Source organism: Klebsiella sp. C349492, from assembly GCF_042055345.1.
Lineage (GTDB): Bacteria > Pseudomonadota > Gammaproteobacteria > Enterobacterales > Enterobacteriaceae > Klebsiella > Klebsiella scottii.
In genome coordinates this window covers 467,972-487,084 of record NZ_JANQCE010000004.1, presented here as the reverse complement: position 1 = coordinate 487,084, position 19,113 = coordinate 467,972, and the positions used below count along the sequence as shown (strand labels likewise).

General features: G+C 51.2%; 34 protein-coding genes. 2 read left to right on the top strand and 32 right to left on the bottom strand.

Annotated features, from left to right (window positions below; genetic code table 11):
* Position 1: 1 nt before the first annotated feature.
* The 20 genes from rpmD to rpsJ all read right to left on the bottom strand — a co-directional run bounded on the left by rpmD (position 2) and on the right by rpsJ (position 8,722).
* Entirely contained in the window at positions 2-181 is a 180-nt protein-coding gene (gene rpmD, locus NWP14_RS17645) for a 50S ribosomal protein L30 (protein WP_001140434.1), read from the bottom strand.
* 3 nt (positions 182-184) lie between these two features.
* Positions 185-688 (bottom strand): 30S ribosomal protein S5, encoded by a 504-nt coding sequence (rpsE, locus tag NWP14_RS17640; protein ID WP_004106339.1) that lies wholly within the window; start codon positions 686-688, stop codon positions 185-187.
* Positions 689-702: 14 nt separating this feature from the next.
* The gene (rplR, locus tag NWP14_RS17635; protein WP_000358960.1) at positions 703-1,056 is read right to left on the bottom strand and encodes a 50S ribosomal protein L18; all 354 of its coding nucleotides are present in this window, start codon (positions 1,054-1,056) and stop codon (positions 703-705) included.
* Positions 1,057-1,065: 9 nt separating this feature from the next.
* A complete protein-coding gene (gene rplF / locus NWP14_RS17630; RefSeq protein ID WP_041142965.1) occupies positions 1,066-1,599 on the bottom strand; it encodes a 50S ribosomal protein L6 in 534 nt (177 codons plus the stop codon).
* 12 nt (positions 1,600-1,611) lie between these two features.
* Complete coding sequence (gene rpsH / locus NWP14_RS17625) at positions 1,612-2,004, bottom strand: 30S ribosomal protein S8 (RefSeq protein ID WP_004106343.1); 393 nt, start codon at positions 2,002-2,004, stop codon at positions 1,612-1,614.
* Between the two features lie 33 nt (positions 2,005-2,037).
* Complete coding sequence (gene rpsN, locus NWP14_RS17620; RefSeq protein WP_002919667.1) at positions 2,038-2,343, bottom strand: 30S ribosomal protein S14; 306 nt, start codon at positions 2,341-2,343, stop codon at positions 2,038-2,040.
* A 14-nt stretch (positions 2,344-2,357) separates the two neighbouring features.
* Positions 2,358-2,897, bottom strand: a complete 540-nt coding sequence (gene rplE, locus NWP14_RS17615) for a 50S ribosomal protein L5 (protein WP_041142966.1) — start codon at positions 2,895-2,897, stop codon at positions 2,358-2,360.
* Between the two features lie 14 nt (positions 2,898-2,911).
* Positions 2,912-3,226, bottom strand: a complete 315-nt coding sequence (gene rplX / locus NWP14_RS17610) for a 50S ribosomal protein L24 (RefSeq protein ID WP_041142967.1) — start codon at positions 3,224-3,226, stop codon at positions 2,912-2,914.
* 10 nt (positions 3,227-3,236) lie between these two features.
* On the bottom strand, positions 3,237-3,608 hold the full coding sequence (rplN, locus tag NWP14_RS17605; protein WP_002919748.1) for a 50S ribosomal protein L14: 372 nt from the start codon (positions 3,606-3,608) through the stop codon (positions 3,237-3,239).
* Positions 3,609-3,768: 160 nt separating this feature from the next.
* Entirely contained in the window at positions 3,769-4,023 is a 255-nt protein-coding gene (rpsQ, locus tag NWP14_RS17600; RefSeq protein WP_095105716.1) for a 30S ribosomal protein S17, read from the bottom strand.
* On the bottom strand, positions 4,023-4,214 hold the full coding sequence (gene rpmC, locus NWP14_RS17595; RefSeq protein WP_002919754.1) for a 50S ribosomal protein L29: 192 nt from the start codon (positions 4,212-4,214) through the stop codon (positions 4,023-4,025). Before rpmC ends, rpsQ begins: the two co-directional genes overlap by 1 nt.
* Complete coding sequence (gene rplP, locus NWP14_RS17590; protein ID WP_002919759.1) at positions 4,214-4,624, bottom strand: 50S ribosomal protein L16; 411 nt, start codon at positions 4,622-4,624, stop codon at positions 4,214-4,216. Before rplP ends, rpmC begins: the two co-directional genes overlap by 1 nt.
* Positions 4,625-4,636: 12 nt before the next feature.
* The gene (gene rpsC / locus NWP14_RS17585) at positions 4,637-5,335 is read right to left on the bottom strand and encodes a 30S ribosomal protein S3 (protein WP_045854067.1); all 699 of its coding nucleotides are present in this window, start codon (positions 5,333-5,335) and stop codon (positions 4,637-4,639) included.
* 17 nt (positions 5,336-5,352) lie between these two features.
* Positions 5,353-5,685: a 50S ribosomal protein L22 gene (gene rplV / locus NWP14_RS17580; RefSeq protein WP_002919773.1), complete on the bottom strand. Its 333-nt coding sequence runs from the start codon at positions 5,683-5,685 to the stop codon at positions 5,353-5,355.
* 14 nt (positions 5,686-5,699) lie between these two features.
* The gene (gene rpsS / locus NWP14_RS17575) at positions 5,700-5,978 is read right to left on the bottom strand and encodes a 30S ribosomal protein S19 (RefSeq protein WP_001138115.1); all 279 of its coding nucleotides are present in this window, start codon (positions 5,976-5,978) and stop codon (positions 5,700-5,702) included.
* 16 nt (positions 5,979-5,994) lie between these two features.
* A complete protein-coding gene (gene rplB, locus NWP14_RS17570) occupies positions 5,995-6,816 on the bottom strand; it encodes a 50S ribosomal protein L2 (protein ID WP_041142969.1) in 822 nt (273 codons plus the stop codon).
* 17 nt (positions 6,817-6,833) lie between these two features.
* A complete protein-coding gene (gene rplW, locus NWP14_RS17565) occupies positions 6,834-7,136 on the bottom strand; it encodes a 50S ribosomal protein L23 (protein WP_004868363.1) in 303 nt (100 codons plus the stop codon).
* Positions 7,133-7,738, bottom strand: a complete 606-nt coding sequence (gene rplD, locus NWP14_RS17560) for a 50S ribosomal protein L4 (RefSeq protein WP_015960716.1) — start codon at positions 7,736-7,738, stop codon at positions 7,133-7,135. The genes rplW and rplD overlap by 4 nt, the downstream gene beginning before the upstream one ends.
* Before the next feature lie 10 nt (positions 7,739-7,748).
* Positions 7,749-8,378: a 50S ribosomal protein L3 gene (gene rplC, locus NWP14_RS17555; protein ID WP_004868374.1), complete on the bottom strand. Its 630-nt coding sequence runs from the start codon at positions 8,376-8,378 to the stop codon at positions 7,749-7,751.
* A 32-nt stretch (positions 8,379-8,410) separates the two neighbouring features.
* Positions 8,411-8,722: a 30S ribosomal protein S10 gene (rpsJ, locus tag NWP14_RS17550; RefSeq protein WP_001181005.1), complete on the bottom strand. Its 312-nt coding sequence runs from the start codon at positions 8,720-8,722 to the stop codon at positions 8,411-8,413.
* Between the two features lie 377 nt (positions 8,723-9,099).
* Here rpsJ and NWP14_RS17545 point away from each other — a divergent pair, with 377 nt between their 5' ends.
* Positions 9,100-9,579 carry an A24 family peptidase gene (locus tag NWP14_RS17545; RefSeq protein WP_095105717.1) on the top strand — a complete coding sequence of 160 codons (480 nt, stop codon included), beginning with the start codon at positions 9,100-9,102 and terminating at the stop codon, positions 9,577-9,579.
* On the opposite strand, the gene bfr is transcribed toward NWP14_RS17545, so the two are convergent.
* The 11 genes from bfr to fkpA form a co-directional block, all read right to left on the bottom strand.
* Entirely contained in the window at positions 9,556-10,032 is a 477-nt protein-coding gene (gene bfr, locus NWP14_RS17540; protein WP_041142971.1) for a bacterioferritin, read from the bottom strand. The two genes, NWP14_RS17545 and bfr, sit on opposite strands and share 24 nt — an antisense overlap.
* Positions 10,033-10,105: 73 nt before the next feature.
* Positions 10,106-10,300, bottom strand: a complete 195-nt coding sequence (gene bfd, locus NWP14_RS17535; protein ID WP_071844856.1) for a bacterioferritin-associated ferredoxin — start codon at positions 10,298-10,300, stop codon at positions 10,106-10,108.
* A gap of 180 nt (positions 10,301-10,480) precedes the next feature.
* Positions 10,481-11,665 (bottom strand): elongation factor Tu, encoded by a 1,185-nt coding sequence (tuf, locus tag NWP14_RS17530; protein WP_041143535.1) that lies wholly within the window; start codon positions 11,663-11,665, stop codon positions 10,481-10,483.
* A 69-nt stretch (positions 11,666-11,734) separates the two neighbouring features.
* On the bottom strand, positions 11,735-13,849 hold the full coding sequence (gene fusA / locus NWP14_RS17525; protein ID WP_095105228.1) for an elongation factor G: 2,115 nt from the start codon (positions 13,847-13,849) through the stop codon (positions 11,735-11,737).
* Positions 13,850-13,945: 96 nt separating this feature from the next.
* Entirely contained in the window at positions 13,946-14,416 is a 471-nt protein-coding gene (rpsG, locus tag NWP14_RS17520) for a 30S ribosomal protein S7 (RefSeq protein WP_004106370.1), read from the bottom strand.
* Positions 14,417-14,512: 96 nt separating this feature from the next.
* Positions 14,513-14,887 (bottom strand): 30S ribosomal protein S12, encoded by a 375-nt coding sequence (gene rpsL / locus NWP14_RS17515; protein WP_045854063.1) that lies wholly within the window; start codon positions 14,885-14,887, stop codon positions 14,513-14,515.
* Between the two features lie 124 nt (positions 14,888-15,011).
* Positions 15,012-15,299: a sulfurtransferase complex subunit TusB gene (gene tusB, locus NWP14_RS17510; RefSeq protein ID WP_095105231.1), complete on the bottom strand. Its 288-nt coding sequence runs from the start codon at positions 15,297-15,299 to the stop codon at positions 15,012-15,014.
* A gap of 7 nt (positions 15,300-15,306) precedes the next feature.
* Entirely contained in the window at positions 15,307-15,666 is a 360-nt protein-coding gene (gene tusC, locus NWP14_RS17505; protein WP_095105232.1) for a sulfurtransferase complex subunit TusC, read from the bottom strand.
* On the bottom strand, positions 15,666-16,052 hold the full coding sequence (tusD, locus tag NWP14_RS17500) for a sulfurtransferase complex subunit TusD (protein WP_375215741.1): 387 nt from the start codon (positions 16,050-16,052) through the stop codon (positions 15,666-15,668). The genes tusC and tusD overlap by 1 nt, the downstream gene beginning before the upstream one ends.
* A complete protein-coding gene (locus NWP14_RS17495; RefSeq protein WP_004868391.1) occupies positions 16,052-16,774 on the bottom strand; it encodes a transcriptional regulator in 723 nt (240 codons plus the stop codon). Before NWP14_RS17495 ends, tusD begins: the two co-directional genes overlap by 1 nt.
* A gap of 368 nt (positions 16,775-17,142) precedes the next feature.
* The gene (fkpA, locus tag NWP14_RS17490; RefSeq protein WP_095105235.1) at positions 17,143-17,973 is read right to left on the bottom strand and encodes an FKBP-type peptidyl-prolyl cis-trans isomerase; all 831 of its coding nucleotides are present in this window, start codon (positions 17,971-17,973) and stop codon (positions 17,143-17,145) included.
* Positions 17,974-18,195: 222 nt separating this feature from the next.
* On the opposite strand from fkpA, the gene NWP14_RS17485 reads away from it, so the two are divergent.
* Entirely contained in the window at positions 18,196-18,414 is a 219-nt protein-coding gene (locus tag NWP14_RS17485; protein WP_041142978.1) for a protein SlyX, read from the top strand.
* Between the two features lie 82 nt (positions 18,415-18,496).
* Here the strand turns inward: NWP14_RS17485 and slyD are convergent, their stop codons facing one another.
* Positions 18,497-19,090 (bottom strand): peptidylprolyl isomerase, encoded by a 594-nt coding sequence (gene slyD / locus NWP14_RS17480; RefSeq protein WP_375215740.1) that lies wholly within the window; start codon positions 19,088-19,090, stop codon positions 18,497-18,499.
* Positions 19,091-19,113: the final 23 nt, after the last annotated feature.

The window sequence follows — 19,113 nt, the reverse complement described above, 5'->3', positions numbered from 1 at the left end:
CTTACTCCTCAACTTTAACCATAAAGGAAACCGCGTTGACCATACCACGAACAGCAGGAGTATCCTCGCGTTCTACGGTGTGACCAATACGACGCAGACCCAGGCCAAGCAGCGTTGCCTTGTGTTTCGGCAGACGACCGATTGCACTGCGGGTTTGAGTAATTTTAATAGTCTTTGCCATGGTTTATTTCCCCAGAATTTCTTCAACGGATTTACCACGCTTGGCAGCGACCATTTCTGGAGAATTCATATTTTCCAGGCCATCAATAGTTGCACGAACCACGTTAATCGGGTTGGTGGAACCATATGCTTTGGCCAGAACGTTATGAACTCCAGCAACTTCCAGAACGGCGCGCATTGCACCACCGGCGATGATACCGGTACCTTCGGAAGCTGGCTGCATGAATACACGAGAACCCGTGTGAACACCTTTAACCGGGTGCTGCAGGGTGCCGTGGTTCAGCGCGACGTTAATCATATTGCGACGGGCTTTTTCCATCGCTTTCTGGATCGCTGCTGGAACTTCACGCGCTTTACCGTAACCAAAACCTACGCGACCGTTACCGTCACCAACTACAGTCAGAGCTGTGAAGGAGAAAATACGACCACCTTTAACGGTTTTAGATACGCGGTTAACCGCGATCAGCTTTTCCTGCAGTTCGCCAGCTTGTTTTTCGATGTGAGCCATCTTACACCTCTACCTTAGAACTGAAGGCCAGCTTCACGGGCAGCATCTGCCAGTGCCTGGACACGACCATGATATTGGAACCCGGAACGGTCAAAGGAAACATCTTTGATGCCTTTTTCCAGAGCGCGTTCAGCAACAGCTTTACCCACAGCTGCAGCCGCGTCTTTGTTACCGGTGTACTTCAGTTGTTCAGCGATAGCTTTTTCTACTGTAGAAGCAGCTACCAGAACTTCAGAACCGTTCGGTGCAATTACCTGTGCGTAAATATGACGCGGGGTACGATGTACCACCAGGCGAGTTGCACCCAGCTCCTGGAGCTTGCGGCGTGCGCGGGTCGCACGACGGATACGAGCAGATTTCTTATCCATAGTGTTACCTTACTTCTTCTTAGCCTCTTTGGTACGCACGACTTCGTCGGCGTAACGAACACCCTTGCCTTTATAAGGCTCAGGACGACGGTAGGCGCGCAGATCTGCTGCAACCTGGCCGATTACCTGCTTATCAGCGCCTTTCAGCACGATTTCAGTTTGAGTCGGACATTCTGCAGTGATACCCGCCGGCAGCTTATGTTCAACAGGATGAGAGAAACCTAAAGCCAGGTTTACTACATCCCCTTTAACCGCTGCACGATAGCCTACACCAACCAGCTGAAGCTTTTTAGTGAAGCCTTCGGTAACACCGATAACTACTGAGTTAAGCAGGGCACGCGCGGTACCAGCCTGAGCCCAACCGTCTGCGAAACCATCACGCGGACCGAAAGTCAGTGCATTATCTGCATGTTTAACTTCAACAGCATCGTTGAGAGTACGAGTCAGCTCGCCATTCTTACCTTTGATCGTAATAACCTGACCGTTGATTTTTACATCAACGCCGGCAGGAACAACGACCGGTGCTTTAGCAACACGAGACATTTTTTCCTCCGATTAGGCTACGTAGCAGATAATTTCGCCACCAAGACCAGCTTGGCGCGCTGCACGATCAGTCATAACACCTTTAGAGGTAGAAATAACTGCGATACCCAGACCCGCCATAACTTTCGGCAGCTCATCTTTACGTTTATAGATGCGCAGACCTGGGCGGCTGACACGCTGAATGCTTTCTACAACAGCTTTACCCTGGAAATACTTAAGAGTCAGTTCCAGTTCCGGCTTGATGTCGCCTTCAACTTTAAAATCTTCAATAAAGCCTTCTTCCTTCAGCACGTTGGCAATTGCCACTTTCAGCTTGGAGGAAGGCATGGTGACCGCAGCTTTATTCGCGGCCTGACCGTTACGGATACGGGTCAGCATATCCGCGATCGGATCTTGCATGCTCATCTGTCTTTACTCCCGTGATTCAATTGGTGACAATTACCAGCTAGCCTTTTTCAGACCCGGGATTTCACCGCGCATAGCGGCTTCACGGACCTTAATACGGCTCAACCCGAACTTCCGCAGGAAACCATGCGGACGACCTGTTTGACGGCAGCGATTACGCTGACGAGACGGGCTGGAATCACGCGGCAGAGTCTGCAGCTTGAGAACAGCATTCCAACGATCTTCGTCGGTTGCGTTCACATCAGAGATGATAGCTTTCAGTTCAGCGCGTTTAGCGAAGAATTTATCAGCTAAAGCCACGCGCTTTACTTCGCGTGCTTTCATTGATTGCTTAGCCATTAAGTAACCCTACCTTACTTGCGGAACGGGAAGTCAAAGGCAGCCAGAAGAGCGCGGCCTTCTTCATCAGATTTCGCAGTAGTGGTAATGGTAATATCCAAACCACGAACGCGGTCGACTTTATCGTAGTCGATTTCTGGGAAGATGATCTGCTCACGGACACCCATGCTGTAGTTACCACGACCATCGAATGACTTAGCGGACAGGCCACGGAAGTCACGGATACGCGGTACAGCAATAGTGATCAGGCGCTCAAAGAACTCCCACATGCGTTCGCCACGCAGGGTTACTTTACAGCCGATCGGATAGCCCTGACGGATTTTGAAGCCTGCAACTGATTTGCGTGCTTTGGTGATCAACGGCTTTTGACCGGAGATTGCTGTCAGATCCGCTGCTGCGTTATCCAGCAGTTTCTTGTCAGCGATCGCTTCACCAACACCCATGTTCAGGGTGATCTTCTCGACCCGAGGGACTTGCATGACAGAATTGTAGTTAAACTCAGTCATGAGTTTACCAACTACTTCGTCTTTGTAGTAATCATGCAGTTTCGCCATCGTACTACTCCAAATTACTTGATAGTTTCGCTGTTAGACTTGAAGAAACGGACTTTTTTGCCGTCTTCGAATCTAAAGCCTACACGGTCAGCCTTGCCGGTTGCCGCATTGAAGAGTGCAACGTTAGAAACCTGAATTGCTGCTTCTTTTTCAACGATGCCACCTGGTTGGTTCAGGGCCGGAACCGGCTTCTGATGTTTCTTAACCAGGTTGATACCTTCAACAATGAGCTTGCCGGAAGACAAGACATTCTTAACTTTACCGCGTTTACCTTTATCTTTACCGGTTAACACGATAACTTCGTCATCACGACGGATTTTCGCTGCCATGATTCGCTCCTTAGAGTACTTCTGGTGCCAGAGAGATAATTTTCATGAACTTCTCGGTACGAAGCTCACGAGTTACCGGCCCAAAAATACGCGTACCGATGGGCTGCTCGCTGTTATTGTTGAGAATAACGCATGCATTACCATCGAAGCGAATGACAGAACCGTCCGGGCGACGAACACCCTTCTTGGTGCGCACCACTACCGCCTTCAGCACATCACCTTTTTTGACCTTACCACGCGGAATTGCTTCCTTGATGGTGATCTTGATGATGTCGCCTACGCCTGCGTAGCGACGGTGCGAGCCACCCAGAACCTTGATACACATTACGCGACGTGCACCGGAGTTGTCGGCGACGTTCAGCATAGTCTGTTCTTGGATCATTTTAGTGCTCCGCTAATGTCAACTACTACTGAGACCCAAAATCGGGCCGTTAAATATCCCCATATCGAGGGCGCGGCATTATAACACCGGAAATCGGATATGGGTAGAAAAAATAAACGGCTCATCGCTGAGCCGTTTATTCGTTGAGAATACAGCTCTATTAAAGAACCGCTTTCTCTACGACGCGAACCAGCGTCCAGGACTTAGTCTTGGACAGCGGACGGCATTCGTGGATTTCGACCACGTCACCGATACCGCATTCGTTGTTCTCGTCATGTACGTGCAGTTTGGTCGTACGCTTGATGAACTTACCGTATACCGGGTGTTTCACCACACGTTCGATAGCAACAACGATGGATTTCTCCATTTTGTTGCTAACTACGCGACCTTGCAGAGTACGGATTTTATCGGTCATTACGCACCCGCCTTCTGAGTCAGTAAAGTCTTAACGCGTGCAACATCACGACGCACTTGCTTCAGCAGATGAGTCTGTTGCAGCTGGCCACTTGCAGCCTGCATACGCAGGTTGAACTGCTCACGCAGCAGGTTCAGCAGCTCAGCGTTCAGCTCTTCAACGCTTTTTTCACGCAGCTCTTTTGCTTTCATTACATCACCGTCTTAGTTACAAAGGTGGTTTTGATCGGCAGTTTCGCTGCTGCCAGGCCGAATGCTTCACGGGCCAGCTCTTCCGGTACGCCGTCCATTTCATAAAGGACTTTACCCGGCTGAATCAAGGCAACCCAGTACTCCACGTTACCTTTACCTTTACCCATACGAACTTCCAGCGGCTTCTCGGTAATCGGTTTGTCCGGGAAAACACGGATCCAGATTTTACCTTGACGCTTAACTGCACGGGTCATAGCACGACGTGCTGCTTCGATCTGACGTGCAGTCAGACGACCACGGCCAACAGCTTTCAGACCGAAAGTGCCGAAGCTAACATCCGTACCCTGCGCCAGACCACGGTTGCGGCCTTTGTGCACTTTACGGAATTTTGTACGCTTTGGTTGTAACATCAGCGACGCTCCTTATTTACGGCCTTTACGCTGCTGCTTTTTAGGTTGAGCAGCCGGTTCCGGTTGTTCAACAGCAGCCATACCACCCAGGATCTCGCCTTTGAAGATCCATACCTTAACGCCGATTACACCGTAAGTGGTGTGCGCTTCAGAGGTGTTGTAGTCGATGTCAGCACGCAGAGTGTGCAGCGGTACGCGACCTTCACGGTACCATTCGGTACGTGCGATTTCCGCGCCGCCCAGACGGCCGCTAACTTCAACTTTGATACCTTTAGCGCCCAGACGCATTGCGTTCTGTACAGCACGCTTCATAGCACGACGGAACATAACGCGACGTTCCAGCTGAGAAGTGATGCTGTCAGCAACCAATTTAGCGTCCAGTTCTGGCTTACGAACTTCGGCGATATTGATCTGTGCAGGAACGCCAGCGATATCCGCTACGACCTTGCGCAGTTTTTCTACGTCTTCGCCTTTCTTACCGATGACGATGCCCGGGCGAGCAGTGTGAATAGTCACACGAATGCTCTTAGCCGGACGCTCGATAACGATACGAGATACGGACGCTTTAGACAGTTCCTTAGTCAGGAACTGACGTACTTTAAAATCGCTGTCCAGGTTGTCAGCGAATTCTTTGGTGTTCGCGAACCAGGTAGAGTTCCATGGTTTGACAATACCCAGGCGAATACCATTAGGATGTACTTTCTGACCCATTGCTAGTCTCCAGAGTCTCAGCGATCGGACACAACCACAGTGATGTGGCTGGTGCGCTTCAGGATGCGATCTGCACGACCTTTCGCACGCGGCATAATGCGCTTCATGCTCGGGCCTTCGTCTACGAAAATTTTCGCAACTTTCAGATCGTCAATGTCAGCGCCATCGTTGTGTTCAGCGTTAGCAATGGCAGATTCCAGTACCTTCTTGACCAGTACAGCAGCTTTCTTGTTGGTGTAGGTCAGAATATCCAGGGCCTGCGACACTTTCTTACCGCGAATCAGGTCAGCTACGAGGCGAACCTTCTGAGCAGAAGAACGAGCATGGCGATGTTGAGCTAAAGTTTCCATCTCTTCCTCCTACCTTATTTCTTCTTCGCTTTTTTATCAGCAGCATGGCCGCGATAAGTACGAGTCGGTGCGAATTCACCCAGTTTGTGACCAACCATTTCGTCGGAAACAAAAACTGGAACGTGCTGACGACCATTATGGACAGCGATGGTCAAACCGATCATGTTAGGAAAGATCGTTGAACGACGGGACCAAGTGCGCAGGGGCTTCTTGTCTCCGCTTTCCACCGCTTTCTCTACCTTCTTCAGCAAGTGCAGGTCAATAAAAGGACCTTTCTTGAGAGAACGTGGCATGGCTTATCCTCTAAAATTATTTGCTACGGCGACGTACGATGAATTTATCAGTACGCTTGTTGCTGCGGGTCTTCTTACCTTTGGTCTGCAGGCCCCACGGGGAAACCGGGTGCTTACCAAAGTTACGACCTTCACCACCACCATGTGGGTGGTCGACTGGGTTCATCGCAGTACCGCGAACGGTAGGACGAATACCACGCCAGCGTGCAGCACCTGCTTTACCCAGAACGCGCAGCATATGCTCAGCATTGCCAACTTCGCCCAGAGTAGCGCGGCAGTCTGCTTCGACTTTACGCATTTCACCAGAACGCAGACGCAGGGTGACATAAGCACCATCACGAGCAACGATCTGAACGTAAGTACCAGCGGAACGTGCCAGCTGACCGCCTTTACCTGGTTTCATTTCTACGTTATGAACGGTAGAACCAACCGGGATATTGCGCATCGGCAGGGTGTTGCCTGCTTTGATTGCAGCATCAACGCCAGACTGAATCTGGTCGCCAGCTTTCAGGCCTTTAGGGGCCAGGATGTAACGGCGCTCGCCATCTTTGTACAGAACCAGCGCGATGTTCGCGGAACGGTTCGGATCGTACTCAAGACGCTCAACAACTGCCGGGATACCATCTTTGTTGCGTTTGAAGTCAACAATACGGTAAGCCTGCTTGTGGCCACCACCGATATGACGGGTGGTGATACGGCCATTGTTGTTACGACCACCGGATTTGCTGTTTTTTTCCAGCAACGGAGCAAAAGGTTTGCCCTTGTGCAGCTCAGGGTTAACCACTTTAACAACGTGGCGACGACCCGGAGATGTCGGTTTACATTTAACAACTGCCATTGTATTACTCCTCCGACTTACTCAGCGCCGCCAACGAAGTCCAGATTCTGGCCTTCCTTCAGGGTGACGTAAGCTTTTTTCCAGTCGCTACGACGACCGATACGCTGTCCGTGACGTTTAACTTTCCCTTTAACTACCAGGGTGTTAACGACTTCGACTTCGACTTCAAACAGTTTCTGCACAGCAGCTTTGATTTCTGCTTTAGTCGCGTCTTTAGCAACTTTGAGAACGATGGTATTTGTTTTTTCCATCGCAGCAGACGCTTTTTCAGAAACGTGCGGTGCACGCAGCACCTTCAGCAGACGTTCTTCACGAATCATGCCAGCATCTCCTCAACTTGCTTAACAGCATCAGCAGTCATTACGACTTTGTCGAAGGCGATCAGGCTAACCGGGTCGATACCAGTTGCATCGCGTACGTCAACCTTGTGCAGGTTGCGCGCAGCAAGGAACAGGTTCTCGTCCAGCTCACCGGTGATGATCAGCACATCTTCCAGAGCCATGTCTTTCAGTTTCTGTGCCAGCAGCTTAGTTTTAGGCGCTTCTACAGAGAACGTCTCGACAACGATCAGACGATCCTGACGTACCAGTTCGGACAGAATGCTTTTCAGCGCGCCGCGGTACATCTTTTTGTTAACTTTTTGACTGTGGTCCTGCGGGCGAGCAGCGAAGGTTACGCCACCGGAACGCCAGATCGGGCTCTTGATAGAACCTGAACGCGCACGGCCGGTACCTTTCTGGCGCCACGGCTTTTTGCCTGAACCAGTTACTTCAGCACGAGTCTTCTGAGCACGAGTACCCTGACGAGCACCAGCTGCATAAGCAACAACAACCTGGTGTACCAGCGCTTCGTTGAAATCACGACCGAAGGTAGTTTCGGAAACAGTCAGCGCGCTCTGCGCGTCTTTCAATACTAATTCCATTGCTATCTCCTCACGCCTTCACAGCTGGTTTAACGATCAGGTCGCTACCGGTAGCACCCGGGACCGCACCTTTAACCAGCAGCAGGTTGCGCTCAGCGTCAACACGTACTACGTCCAGGCTCTGAACGGTGACACGTTCGTTACCCAGCTGACCTGCCATTTTCTTGCCTTTGAACACTTTGCCCGGAGTCTGGTTCTGACCGATAGAACCCGGAACGCGGTGAGACAAGGAGTTACCGTGAGTAGCGTCCTGGGTACGGAAGTTCCAGCGCTTAACGGTACCAGCAAAACCTTTACCTTTAGAGGTACCGGTTACGTCAACTTTTTTAACGTCAGCAAACAGTTCAACGCTAATGCTCTGACCTACGGTGAATTCTTCACCGTCGGCAAGACGGAATTCCCACAGGCCGCGGCCAGCTTCAACGCCAGCTTTAGCGAAGTGACCAGCTTCCGGCTTGGTTACACGGTTAGCTTTTTTAGCACCGGTGGTAACCTGGATTGCGCGGTAACCATCGTTAGCCAGATCTTTAACCTGTGCAACACGGTTTGCTTCAACTTCGATTACGGTTACTGGGATAGATACGCCATCTTCAGTGAAGATGCGGGTCATACCCACTTTTTTACCGACTAAACCAATCATTGTTTCAACCTCTCAATCGCTCGATGACCTGATTAACCCAGGCTGATCTGCACGTCTACACCGGCAGCCAGATCCAGACGCATCAGAGCATCAACGGTTTTCTCAGTTGGCTCAACGATGTCAACCAGACGCTTGTGAGTGCGGATCTCGTACTGATCGCGCGCATCTTTGTTGACGTGCGGAGAGATCAGAACGGTAAAGCGCTCTTTGCGGGTCGGCAGCGGGATCGGACCACGGACCTGCGCACCAGTGCGCTTAGCAGTCTCGACGATTTCCGCGGTTGATTGATCGATCAGACGATGATCAAACGCTTTAAGACGGATACGGATTCTTTGGTTCTGCATGAGACCAGAGCTCCAATTATTTATAGACGAAATGATTACTCCTCATACCCATTACGATTGATGGGAGAGTGTAACCGTTCTTACATAGTTCCCCGATTGGGAACATTGTTTGATAGCTAAAAGCTCTATCAGGGTTCATATCGAACCGGCCTGCCAATTTTGACAGGCCCGCGCATTATACGCAAATTCGGACCCAACACAAGGGCTGCGTAGAAAATCGTCATTTATATTTGCGAGGCTGCCGGGAAGAGCGGTGTTGCCGGCTGAAAAATAGCAAACTAAGCAGATTGCCGCGCGCAAAACCAGCTATCGTTCTTTGCCGCTCGCTCCTCGCCGGGTCAAAATCGGCGCATACGACTCATCTGTCGGGGTATCCCATGTACATGACTCTCCCCTTCCTGCTTTTCTACTGCGGGTTTTCTCTGGCGCTCTGCTGGCATGACCTGCGACATGGGCTGCTTCCCGACCGTTTAACCTGTCCCCTACTCTGGGTTGGCCTGCTTTTTTATCTTTGTCGAATGCCGATCGGTCTGGAAAATGCCGTCTGGGGTGCTATCGCGGGGTATCTGGCTTTTGCTTTAGCCTACTGGCTTTACAGAGGGATTCGCGGGTATGAGGGGTTAGGCTATGGCGATGTGAAATTTCTTGCGGCTCTTGGTGCCTGGCACGGCTGGCAGTCGCTGCCGCAGCTGGTGTTCATGGCGACGCTAATCGCCTGCGCCACGCTACTACTGCGCATCGTTATCTGGAATCGCCGGGAGGTCCTGAACAACCCGCTGCCGTTTGGCCCTTTTTTGGCTGCAGCGGGTTTTTACTGTGGATGGCAAACGTTGTCAGTCAGCAACTTTAATCTGTGACTGGAGATAATTCTGCAGGCCAATTTTACCGATAAGGTCCAGCTCGGTTTCCAGCCAGTCAATATGGCCTTCCTCATCGGCAAGGATTTCAATCAGCATATCGCGGCTGACATAATCATGGACGCTGTCGGCATAGGCGATTGCCTCTCTCAAATCTTTGGCGCCTTCCAGCTCCAGCCTTAAATCGGATTGCAGCATCTCCTCGACATCTTCACCGATACCCAGCTTGCCGAGATCCTGCAGATTGGGCAATCCTTCAAGAAACAAAATACGCTCGATATATTTATCGGCGTGTTTCATTTCATCAATGGATTCATGGTATTCGACGTCATTGAGGCGCATCAGGCCCCAGTTCTTGAACATCCTGGCATGGAGAAAGTACTGATTTATTGCGACAAGCTCATTTCCCAATAATTTATTGAGATAACTTATGACTTTGACATCACCTTTCATTATATAGTCCCTCCGCTTCCACTCATTGAAGCGTAGTTCGCACTATATAGATGTCAAAGAAAAGCCGGAGGTCTCAGGCGATCTCTTTATATTCCGGCATGCGAGTTAATTCATCTTCCATGATCTCGCGGGCGGCGCGGACACATTTACCGCATTGATTTCCAACGGGAATAAACTTACGTAACTGCTGAAAAGATTGAGGGTGAAATTGACGCACGGCCTGACGAATTTTTTTATCGTTTACACCATTACACAAACAAACGTACATATTCACTCCCGTTCAATTTATGCTCAAAGTGTAAATGAGAATAGTTATGATTACAATAGGCTGTCTATATAATAGATCTGATAACGCACTTTTATATTGCTCACTCTCGGGCCTATCGGGTCTAAATGACAGGCAGCAAAAAGGGCGCCGAAGCGCCCTTTTTAATTCAGAACTAAAGAATTAGCTCAGAACTTTAGCAACAACGCCCGCACCTACAGTACGGCCGCCTTCACGGATTGCGAAACGCAGACCGTCGTCCATCGCGATCGGGTGGATCAGGGTAACAACCATTTTGATGTTGTCGCCCGGCATTACCATCTCTACGCCTTCCGGCAGTTCGATGGTGCCAGTCACGTCAGTTGTACGGAAGTAGAACTGCGGACGGTAGCCTTTGAAGAACGGAGTATGACGGCCGCCTTCATCTTTGGACAGAATGTACACTTCAGATTCGAATTTGGTGTGCGGCTTGATAGAACCCGGCTTAGCCAGTACCTGACCACGTTCGATTTCTTCACGTTTGATACCACGCAGCAGAACGCCGACGTTCTCACCAGCACGGCCTTCGTCCAGCAGTTTGCGGAACATTTCAACGCCGGTACAGGTAGACTTAGCAGTCTCTTTGATACCAACGATTTCAACTTCTTCGCCAACTTTAACGATACCGCGCTCTACACGACCGGTAACAACGGTACCACGGCCGGAGATGGAGAATACGTCTTCGATCGGCAGCAGGAACGGCTTGTCGATGGCACGTTCTGGTTCCGGGATGTAAGAATCCAGGTAGCCAGCCAGTTCAACGATCTTAGCTTCCCACTCTGCATCGCCTTCCAGCGCTTTCAGAGCAGAACCACGGATGATCGGAGTGTCGTCGCCCGGGAAATCGTACTGAGACAGCAGTTCACGAACTTCCATCTCTACCAGTTCCAGCAGCTCTTCGTCATCAACCATGTCGCATTTGTTCAGGAACACGATGATGTACGGAACGCCTACCTGACGACCCAGCAGGATGTGCTCACGAGTCTGCGGCATCGGGCCGTCAGTCGCAGCAACAACCAGGATCGCGCCATCCATCTGAGCAGCACCGGTGATCATGTTTTTAACATAGTCGGCGTGGCCCGGGCAGTCTACGTGCGCGTAGTGGCGAGTCGGGGTGTCATATTCAACGTGGGAAGTGTTGATGGTGATACCACGAGCTTTTTCTTCCGGTGCGTTATCGATCTGGTCGAATGCACGAGCAGAACCACCGTAGGTTTTAGCCAGAACGGTAGTGATTGCAGCGGTCAGAGTAGTTTTACCATGGTCAACGTGGCCGATAGTACCGACGTTGACGTGCGGTTTTGTACGTTCAAATTTTTCTTTAGACACGGCTATATTCCTTACTATAGCGCTCTCCCCTTCAGGAGAGAGCACGGGATTTTGGTTTTACCCTACGGCTTATTTACCACGGGCTTCGATTACGGCCTGAGCAACGTTGTTCGGCGCGTCATCATACTTCAGGAACTCCATGGAGTAAGAAGCACGACCTTTGGTCAGGGAACGCAGCTGAGTTGCATATCCGAACATTTCAGACAGCGGAACTTCAGCGTGAATCACAACGCCAGTAACGTTGGATTCTTGACCACGCAGCATACCACGACGACGGCTAAGGTCACCGATGACGTCACCAGTGTTCTCTTCCGGAGTTTCTACTTCAACCTTCATGATCGGCTCAAGCAGAACTGGTTTCGCTTTCTTAAAGCCATCTTTAAAGGCAAGAGAAGCGGCCAGTTTAAACGCCAGTTCAGAGGAGTCAACGTCGTGGTAAGAACCGAAGTGCAGACGCACACCGAGATCAACTACCGGGTAACCAGCCAGCGGACCAGCTTTCAGCTGTTCCTGGATACCTTTATCAACGGCAGGGATGTATTCGCCAGGAATTACACCACCTTTGATGTCGTTGACGAACTCGTATCCTTTCGGATTTGAGCCCGGCTCCAGCGGGTACATGTCGATCACAACGTGACCATACTGACCGCGACCACCAGACTGCTTAGCGTGTTTACCTTCGATATCGGTAACTTTAGCGCGAATTGCTTCGCGGTAAGCAACCTGAGGTTTACCGACGTTCGCTTCAACGTTGAATTCACGCTTCATGCGGTCAACGATGATGTCGAGGTGCAGTTCACCCATACCGGCGATAATGGTCTGGTTAGATTCTTCGTCAGTCCATACGCGGAAAGACGGGTCTTCTTTAGCCAGACGGCCCAGAGCCAGACCCATTTTTTCCTGGTCAGCTTTGGTTTTCGGTTCTACAGCGATGGAGATTACCGGCTCAGGGAATTCCATACGCTCCAGGATGATCGGCGCATCTGGGTTACACAGGGTGTCACCAGTAGTTACGTCTTTCAGACCGATTGCAGCAGCGATGTCGCCCGCACGAACTTCTTTGATCTCTTCACGTTTGTTGGCGTGCATCTGAACGATACGGCCAAAACGCTCACGTGCAGATTTCACGGAGTTCAGGATGGTATCACCAGAGTTAACCACACCGGAATACACGCGGAAGAAGGTCAGGTTACCCACGAACGGGTCGGTAGCGATTTTGAATGCCAGAGCAGCAAACGGCTCTTCATCGCTAGCGTGACGTTCAGCCGGAGTATCTTTACCGTCGTCCAGAATACCGTTGATCGCAGGTACGTCAACCGGGGATGGCAGGTAGTCAACTACCGCATCCAGCATCGCCTGAACACCTTTGTTCTTGAACGCAGAACCACAGGTTACCAGGATGATTTCGTTGTTCAGAACGCGCTGACGCAGAGCTTTCTTGATCTCTTCTTCAGTCAGTTCTTCACCCCCCAGGTATTTTTCCATCAGCTCTTCTGAAGCTTCCGCTGCGGACTCGATCAGGTTCTGGTGCCATTCTTCGGCCAGGTCCTGCATGTCAGCTGGGATATCTTCATAGGTGAAGGTTACGCCTGCGTCTTCTTCGTTCCAGTTGATGGCTTTCATTTTCACCAGGTCAACAACACCGGTGAAACCTTCTTCAGCACCAATCGCCAGCTGCAGCGGAACCGGGTTCGCGCCCAGACGGGATTTGATCTGACCAACAACTTTCAGGAAGTTCGCACCCATACGGTCCATTTTGTTAACGAACGCGATACGTGGAACTTTATATTTGTTTGCCTGGCGCCATACGGTTTCAGACTGTGGCTGAACACCACCAACTGCGCAGTAAACCATTACTGCACCATCAAGCACACGCATGGAACGTTCAACTTCGATAGTGAAGTCAACGTGCCCCGGGGTGTCGATGATGTTAACGCGGTGCGGTTCATACTGCTTAGCCATACCAGACCAGAATGCAGTAGTCGCTGCGGAGGTGATAGTAATACCACGCTCCTGCTCCTGCTCCATCCAGTCCATGGTTGCTGCGCCGTCATGAACTTCACCGATTTTGTGGTTTACACCGGTGTAGAACAGAATACGTTCGGTAGTAGTGGTTTTACCGGCGTCGATGTGCGCACTGATACCGATATTACGGTAGCGTGCGATGGGTGTTGTACGAGCCATTTGATTCCTCGTTTGTTTCTTTAGGCGTTCAGTTAAGTTATCCAAAACGGGCGACTTATCTGAAGCGCCCGTCTGGTGACTATGACTCCGAAGGGATTACCAACGGTAGTGAGCGAACGCCTTGTTGGCTTCTGCCATACGGTGAACGTCTTCACGTTTCTTAACTGCAGTACCTTTGTTGTCTGCAGCATCAGAAAGTTCGTTCGCCAGACGCAGAGCCATGGATTTATCACCACGTTTACGAGCAGCTTCAACGATCCAACGCATTGCCAGAGCATTACGACGAACCGGACGGACTTCAACTGGAACCTGATAAGTAGAACCACCAACGCGGCGGGACTTAACTTCTACAGTCGGGCGAACGTTGTCGAGAGCGACTTCGAAAGCTTCCAGTTCATTTTTACCAGAACGCTGAGCCAGGGTCTCCAGCGCGCTGTATACGATAGCTTCTGCAGTAGATTTTTTACCATCTACCATCAGGATATTTACAAATTTTGCCAGCAGTTCTGATCCGAACTTAGGATCCGGAAGAATTTTACGCTGACCAATGACGCGACGACGTGGCATGGGAATACTCCGTTGTTAATTCAGGATTGTCCAAAACTCTAAGAGTTTAGTTTGACATTAAGGTAAAACAGTTTGGCCTTACTTAACGGAGAACCATTAAGCCTTAGGACGTTTCACGCCATACTTGGAGCGAGATTGCTTACGGTCTTTAACGCCGGAGCAGTCAAGCGCACCACGAACGGTGTGGTAACGAACACCCGGAAGGTCTTTAACACGACCGCCACGGATCAGGATCACGGAGTGTTCCTGCAGGTTGTGACCTTCACCACCGATGTAGGAAGTCACTTCAAAACCGTTGGTCAAACGCACACGGCATACTTTACGCAGTGCGGAGTTTGGTTTTTTAGGAGTGGTAGTATATACGCGAGTACATACGCCACGTTTCTGCGGGCAGGCTTCCAGTGCAGGCACGTTGCTCTTTGCAACTTTGCGTGCGCGTGGTTTGCGTACCAGCTGGTTAATTGTTGCCATTAAATAGCTCCTGGTTTTAGCTTTTGCTTCGTAAACATGTAATAAATCGCCTCAGATAATATGAGGACGCAGAATTCTAGGGCGGTGCCGAAAAGGTGTCAAGAAATATACAACAATCCCGCCATTACCAGGCCAACTGTCCAGGGTGTTTGAGCGCCAGTCTGACGAAATCAGTATAGCCAACCCTGATGACACTGCCCGCAATTTGCCCCGTCAGCCCGCGGGCTTCGATATCATCCTGCAGCGCATGGATGGTTATGGGGGCGGAAAGCAGGATTTCAAGGAAACGCCCGCCGGCGGCTGCCGCGATGACACCATCGGAAAGCAGCAGAAGATCGTCGCCATCCTTTACCAGACGCAGCATCGCTGCCAGATCGGTATGCCATGGAGAAACGCTGAGAGTGTGGAGCATAGTGGCCTCAGAAGCGCAGTATCACGTTGAAATCATCGAGTCGGGCACGCAGCGCCTCTGGCTCCAGCCACTCGCCTTCTATGACCCACTGCGTGGAGGGCGACAGGCCGCGCTCGCGGGCAGAAGCGGCGCACATCCAGCACTGTTCAATATCATACAGGGAGAGGAGCTTAAACGTGGCGATATAGTCGCGGGCCAGAATTGCGCCAGGCCGCTGCTCCGGTAGCAGCTGAAACACGCCGTCGCCGATAAAGAAAACGCCGAGCTCATCGGTCAGCGCTGAGGTAGCCAGCAGCGCATCCAGGCCTTCTCTGCCTGACGCGGAGCCATGAGGAGCGGAGGAAAAAACAAAGGCAACGCGTTTCATCAGAACTGCACCATCCGATCGCAGGTTAATGCAGCTTCCGCCAGCGCTCCAAGGCCGCTGAGCGTGAATCCGGGTTGCAGATTATGCGCGGACAAACCAAGCTGCTGCGCCTCATGCTCGTCCGTCACCCCGCGTCTCAGCGCCGCCGCAACGCAGATATGCAGCGAAACAGCATGCGTTTCGTATAATTTTTGCCATGCCCGCACAAGGTCAAACTCATCGCTGGCGGGGGCGCTCAGCTGATTCGCGTTATAGACGCCTTCGCGATAGAAAAAGACGCAAATCAGCTCATGCCCCTCCTCCAGCACGGCCTGCGCAAACTGCCAGGCGCTGCTGGCCTGCTGCGTACCGTAGGCCGGGCCCGTCACCGTAATGGCAAAACGCATTACTTATCCAGCCCCTGGAAATCACCGCTTTTGAACTGACGGATATAGAGATATACCGTGTGCTTCGAGATATTCAGGCGATCGGCAACCTGGTTGATAGCATCTTTGATATCAAAAATGCCTTTCTCGTAAAGATTCAGGACGATCTGACGATTTTTGGCGTTATTGGAAACGTTGCGATCGGCATTTACTTCTTCAATCGTAAACTCGAGGGTTTGCGCGACCAGATCGTCAACCGATGAGGCAAAGTTGACCTGCGAGTTCACTTCCGGCGTTTCCGGCGGAATAAAGGTGCTCATGATCTGGGAGAACGGGACATCGAGGTTCATGTTAATGCACAAAAGGCCGATAACCCGGTGCTCACGGTTGCGTATCGCAATCGTCACCGACTTCATCAGCACTCCGCTTTTAGCGCGAGTAAAATAGCATTTGGAAACGCTGCTATCAGCTCCAGTCATATCGTGCAGCATACGCAGCGCCAGGTCAGTGATTGGCGAGCCGATTTGACGACCGGTATGTTCACCGTTGGCGATGCGAATGGCGGAACATTTCAGATCCTGTAAAGAATGCAGCACGATTTCACAGTGGGAACCAATGAGCATCGCTAACCCGTCCACCACCGCTTCATAGGATTTTAGGATATCGAAGTCGGTCTGGTCGAAAGGACGTTGATCCAGCAGGTCAAGCTCGCTGGTTTCGTTGGTTAAAAGCGACCTGGACATGAAAAAAAGCACTCCTTTTCAGGAGCCTGTCATTTTTTACACAAAACCGTTCAAGGTACGCCAAGGCGGCAAATCTGAGACAAATTCGTCAGCAGCGAATTTGACCAGCCGAAGGCTGGCTCTTGTAAGAGACAAGGTTATCTCTTATCGATACCCAGGACCGAATCCAGTAAGAGGCTGGAGTCAGCAAATGCAGCCAGCTCAGAGGCAGCTTGAAGGATGAGGTGTAGCTTGTCAGGGCAGGCTCATCGTCATTAATAAGATTAAGCTATCTAAAGTAATACAGCGCTTGAGGCACTTTCCAGTTTTAATTATATCTGCCCCAAATAAAAAAGCCGCCGCCTTTGAGGGCGGCGGCGGCAATTCGATTACTTCTTAGCGTCTGCGCTCGGTGCATCCGCTTTTGCATCAGCGGCAGCTTCAGGCTTCGCGTCAGCTTTCGGCGCCGGTTTGATATCCAGCAGCTCTACGTCGAAGACCAGAGTAGAGTTAGCCGGGATGCCCGGAACGCCGGTTTTGCCGTATGCCAGATCCGGTGGGATGACCAGCTGGATTTTACCGCCTTTCTTAATATTCTTCAGGCCTTCAGTCCAGCCCGGGATCACGCCGTCCAGGCGGAAAGAGAGCGGCTCGCCGCGGGTATAGGAGTTATCGAACTCTTTACCGTCGATCAGCGTCCCTTTGTAGTTCACAACGACGGTATCGCTGTCTTTCGGTGCGTCACCGGTACCGGCTTTCTCGACTTTATACAGCAGGCCAGATTTAGAGGTTTTCACGCCCTTCTCTTTAGCGAAGGTGTCGCGATAGGCTTTGCCTTTAGCATCGTTCTCAGATGCATCTTTTTCCATTTTTTGCTGAGCAGCAGTTTTCACACGGGTTTCAAACGCTTGCAGAGTCTGTTCGATTTCCTGATCGGACAGTTTGCTCTTATCGGCAAATGCGTCCTGAACGCCAGCGATCAGCTGATCTTTATCCAGTTTAATGCCCAGTTTTTCTTGTTCTTTCAGGGAGTTTTCCATGTAACGTCCCAGCGATGCACCCAGCGCATAAGCAGATTTCTGATCGTCATTTTTAAATGCCGATTTGCTTTCCGTTGCAGGTGCCGTCTTTGCAGCGGTATCAGCGGCAAAGGTCAGCGGTGCATTCAGCGCGACGGCCATCGTGGTCGCCAGCAGCGTTACTTTAAACAGTGATTTCATCCATTTCTCCAGGGCCGGGGCATCTCACCCCAGGGTTAGCGTAAAAAGCAAAAAATGTACTATAGAACGTTGCAGGACAAATCTACATACGGACGTTCCTGAATATCGCCTCTTTTCAGACTATTTTTGTATAAATTAGTTTCCTGTCCGCCGTTACGATGCTGCACGGATGCTGAAAATTCAGTAGAATCCGCCCGCGAGATAAGACAGAAGAGGTTACTCATGCACGATAGCAAACTGGAGACTCGCCTGGCGGAGCTGGAAAGCCGGCTGGCGTATCAGGAAATCACCATTGAAGACCTCAACAAGACCGTCACCGCCCATGAGATCGAAATGGCAAAGATGCGTGAACATATGCGTCTGATGGTAGAAAAGCTGAAGGCGACGCAGTCATCGTATATCGCATCGCAGTCTGAAGAAACGCCTCCCCCACATTATTGAGGCGTAAAAAAAGCGGGTTTCCCCGCTTTTTTATAGCCGGCAGCGCTAGCCAACGCGCCTGCGGCTTGAAAGACGATGGGTCTTAGTGACAGCCGCAGCCGCCGTTCCCGCCACAACCGCCTTTGCCATGTTCGTGACCGTGGTCGTGGTCATGGCTGTGACCGTGGCCGCCGCAGCATCCGTCATGATCGTGGTCGTGATCGTGACCATTCGCGCCGTGTACATGACCGTGCTCCAGCTCTTCAGCGGTCGCTTCACGAATCGCCACCACTTCAACGTTGAACTTCAGGTTCTGGCCAGCCAGCATGTGGTTACCGTCAACAACAACGTGCTCGTCGTCAACTTCGGTGATTTCAACCGGAACCGGACCCTGATCGGTTTCCGCCAGGAAACGCATGCCAACCTGCAGTTCATCAACGCCCATGAAGACGTCTTTAGGAACGCGCTGAACCAGGTTTTCGTCGTACTGGCCGTACGCATCGTTCGCGCCGACCGCAACGTCAAATTTGTCGCCCACTTCATGACCATCCAGCGCAGTTTCCAGGCCGGAAATCAGGGAGCCGTGACCATGCAGGTAGTCCAGCGGCGCGCTTACCGGAGACTCATCAACCAACACACCGTCTTCTGTACGTACCTGATAGGCCAGGCTGACCACCAGGTCTTTTGCTACTTTCATGATATCTCCTGAGCATGGGAAGA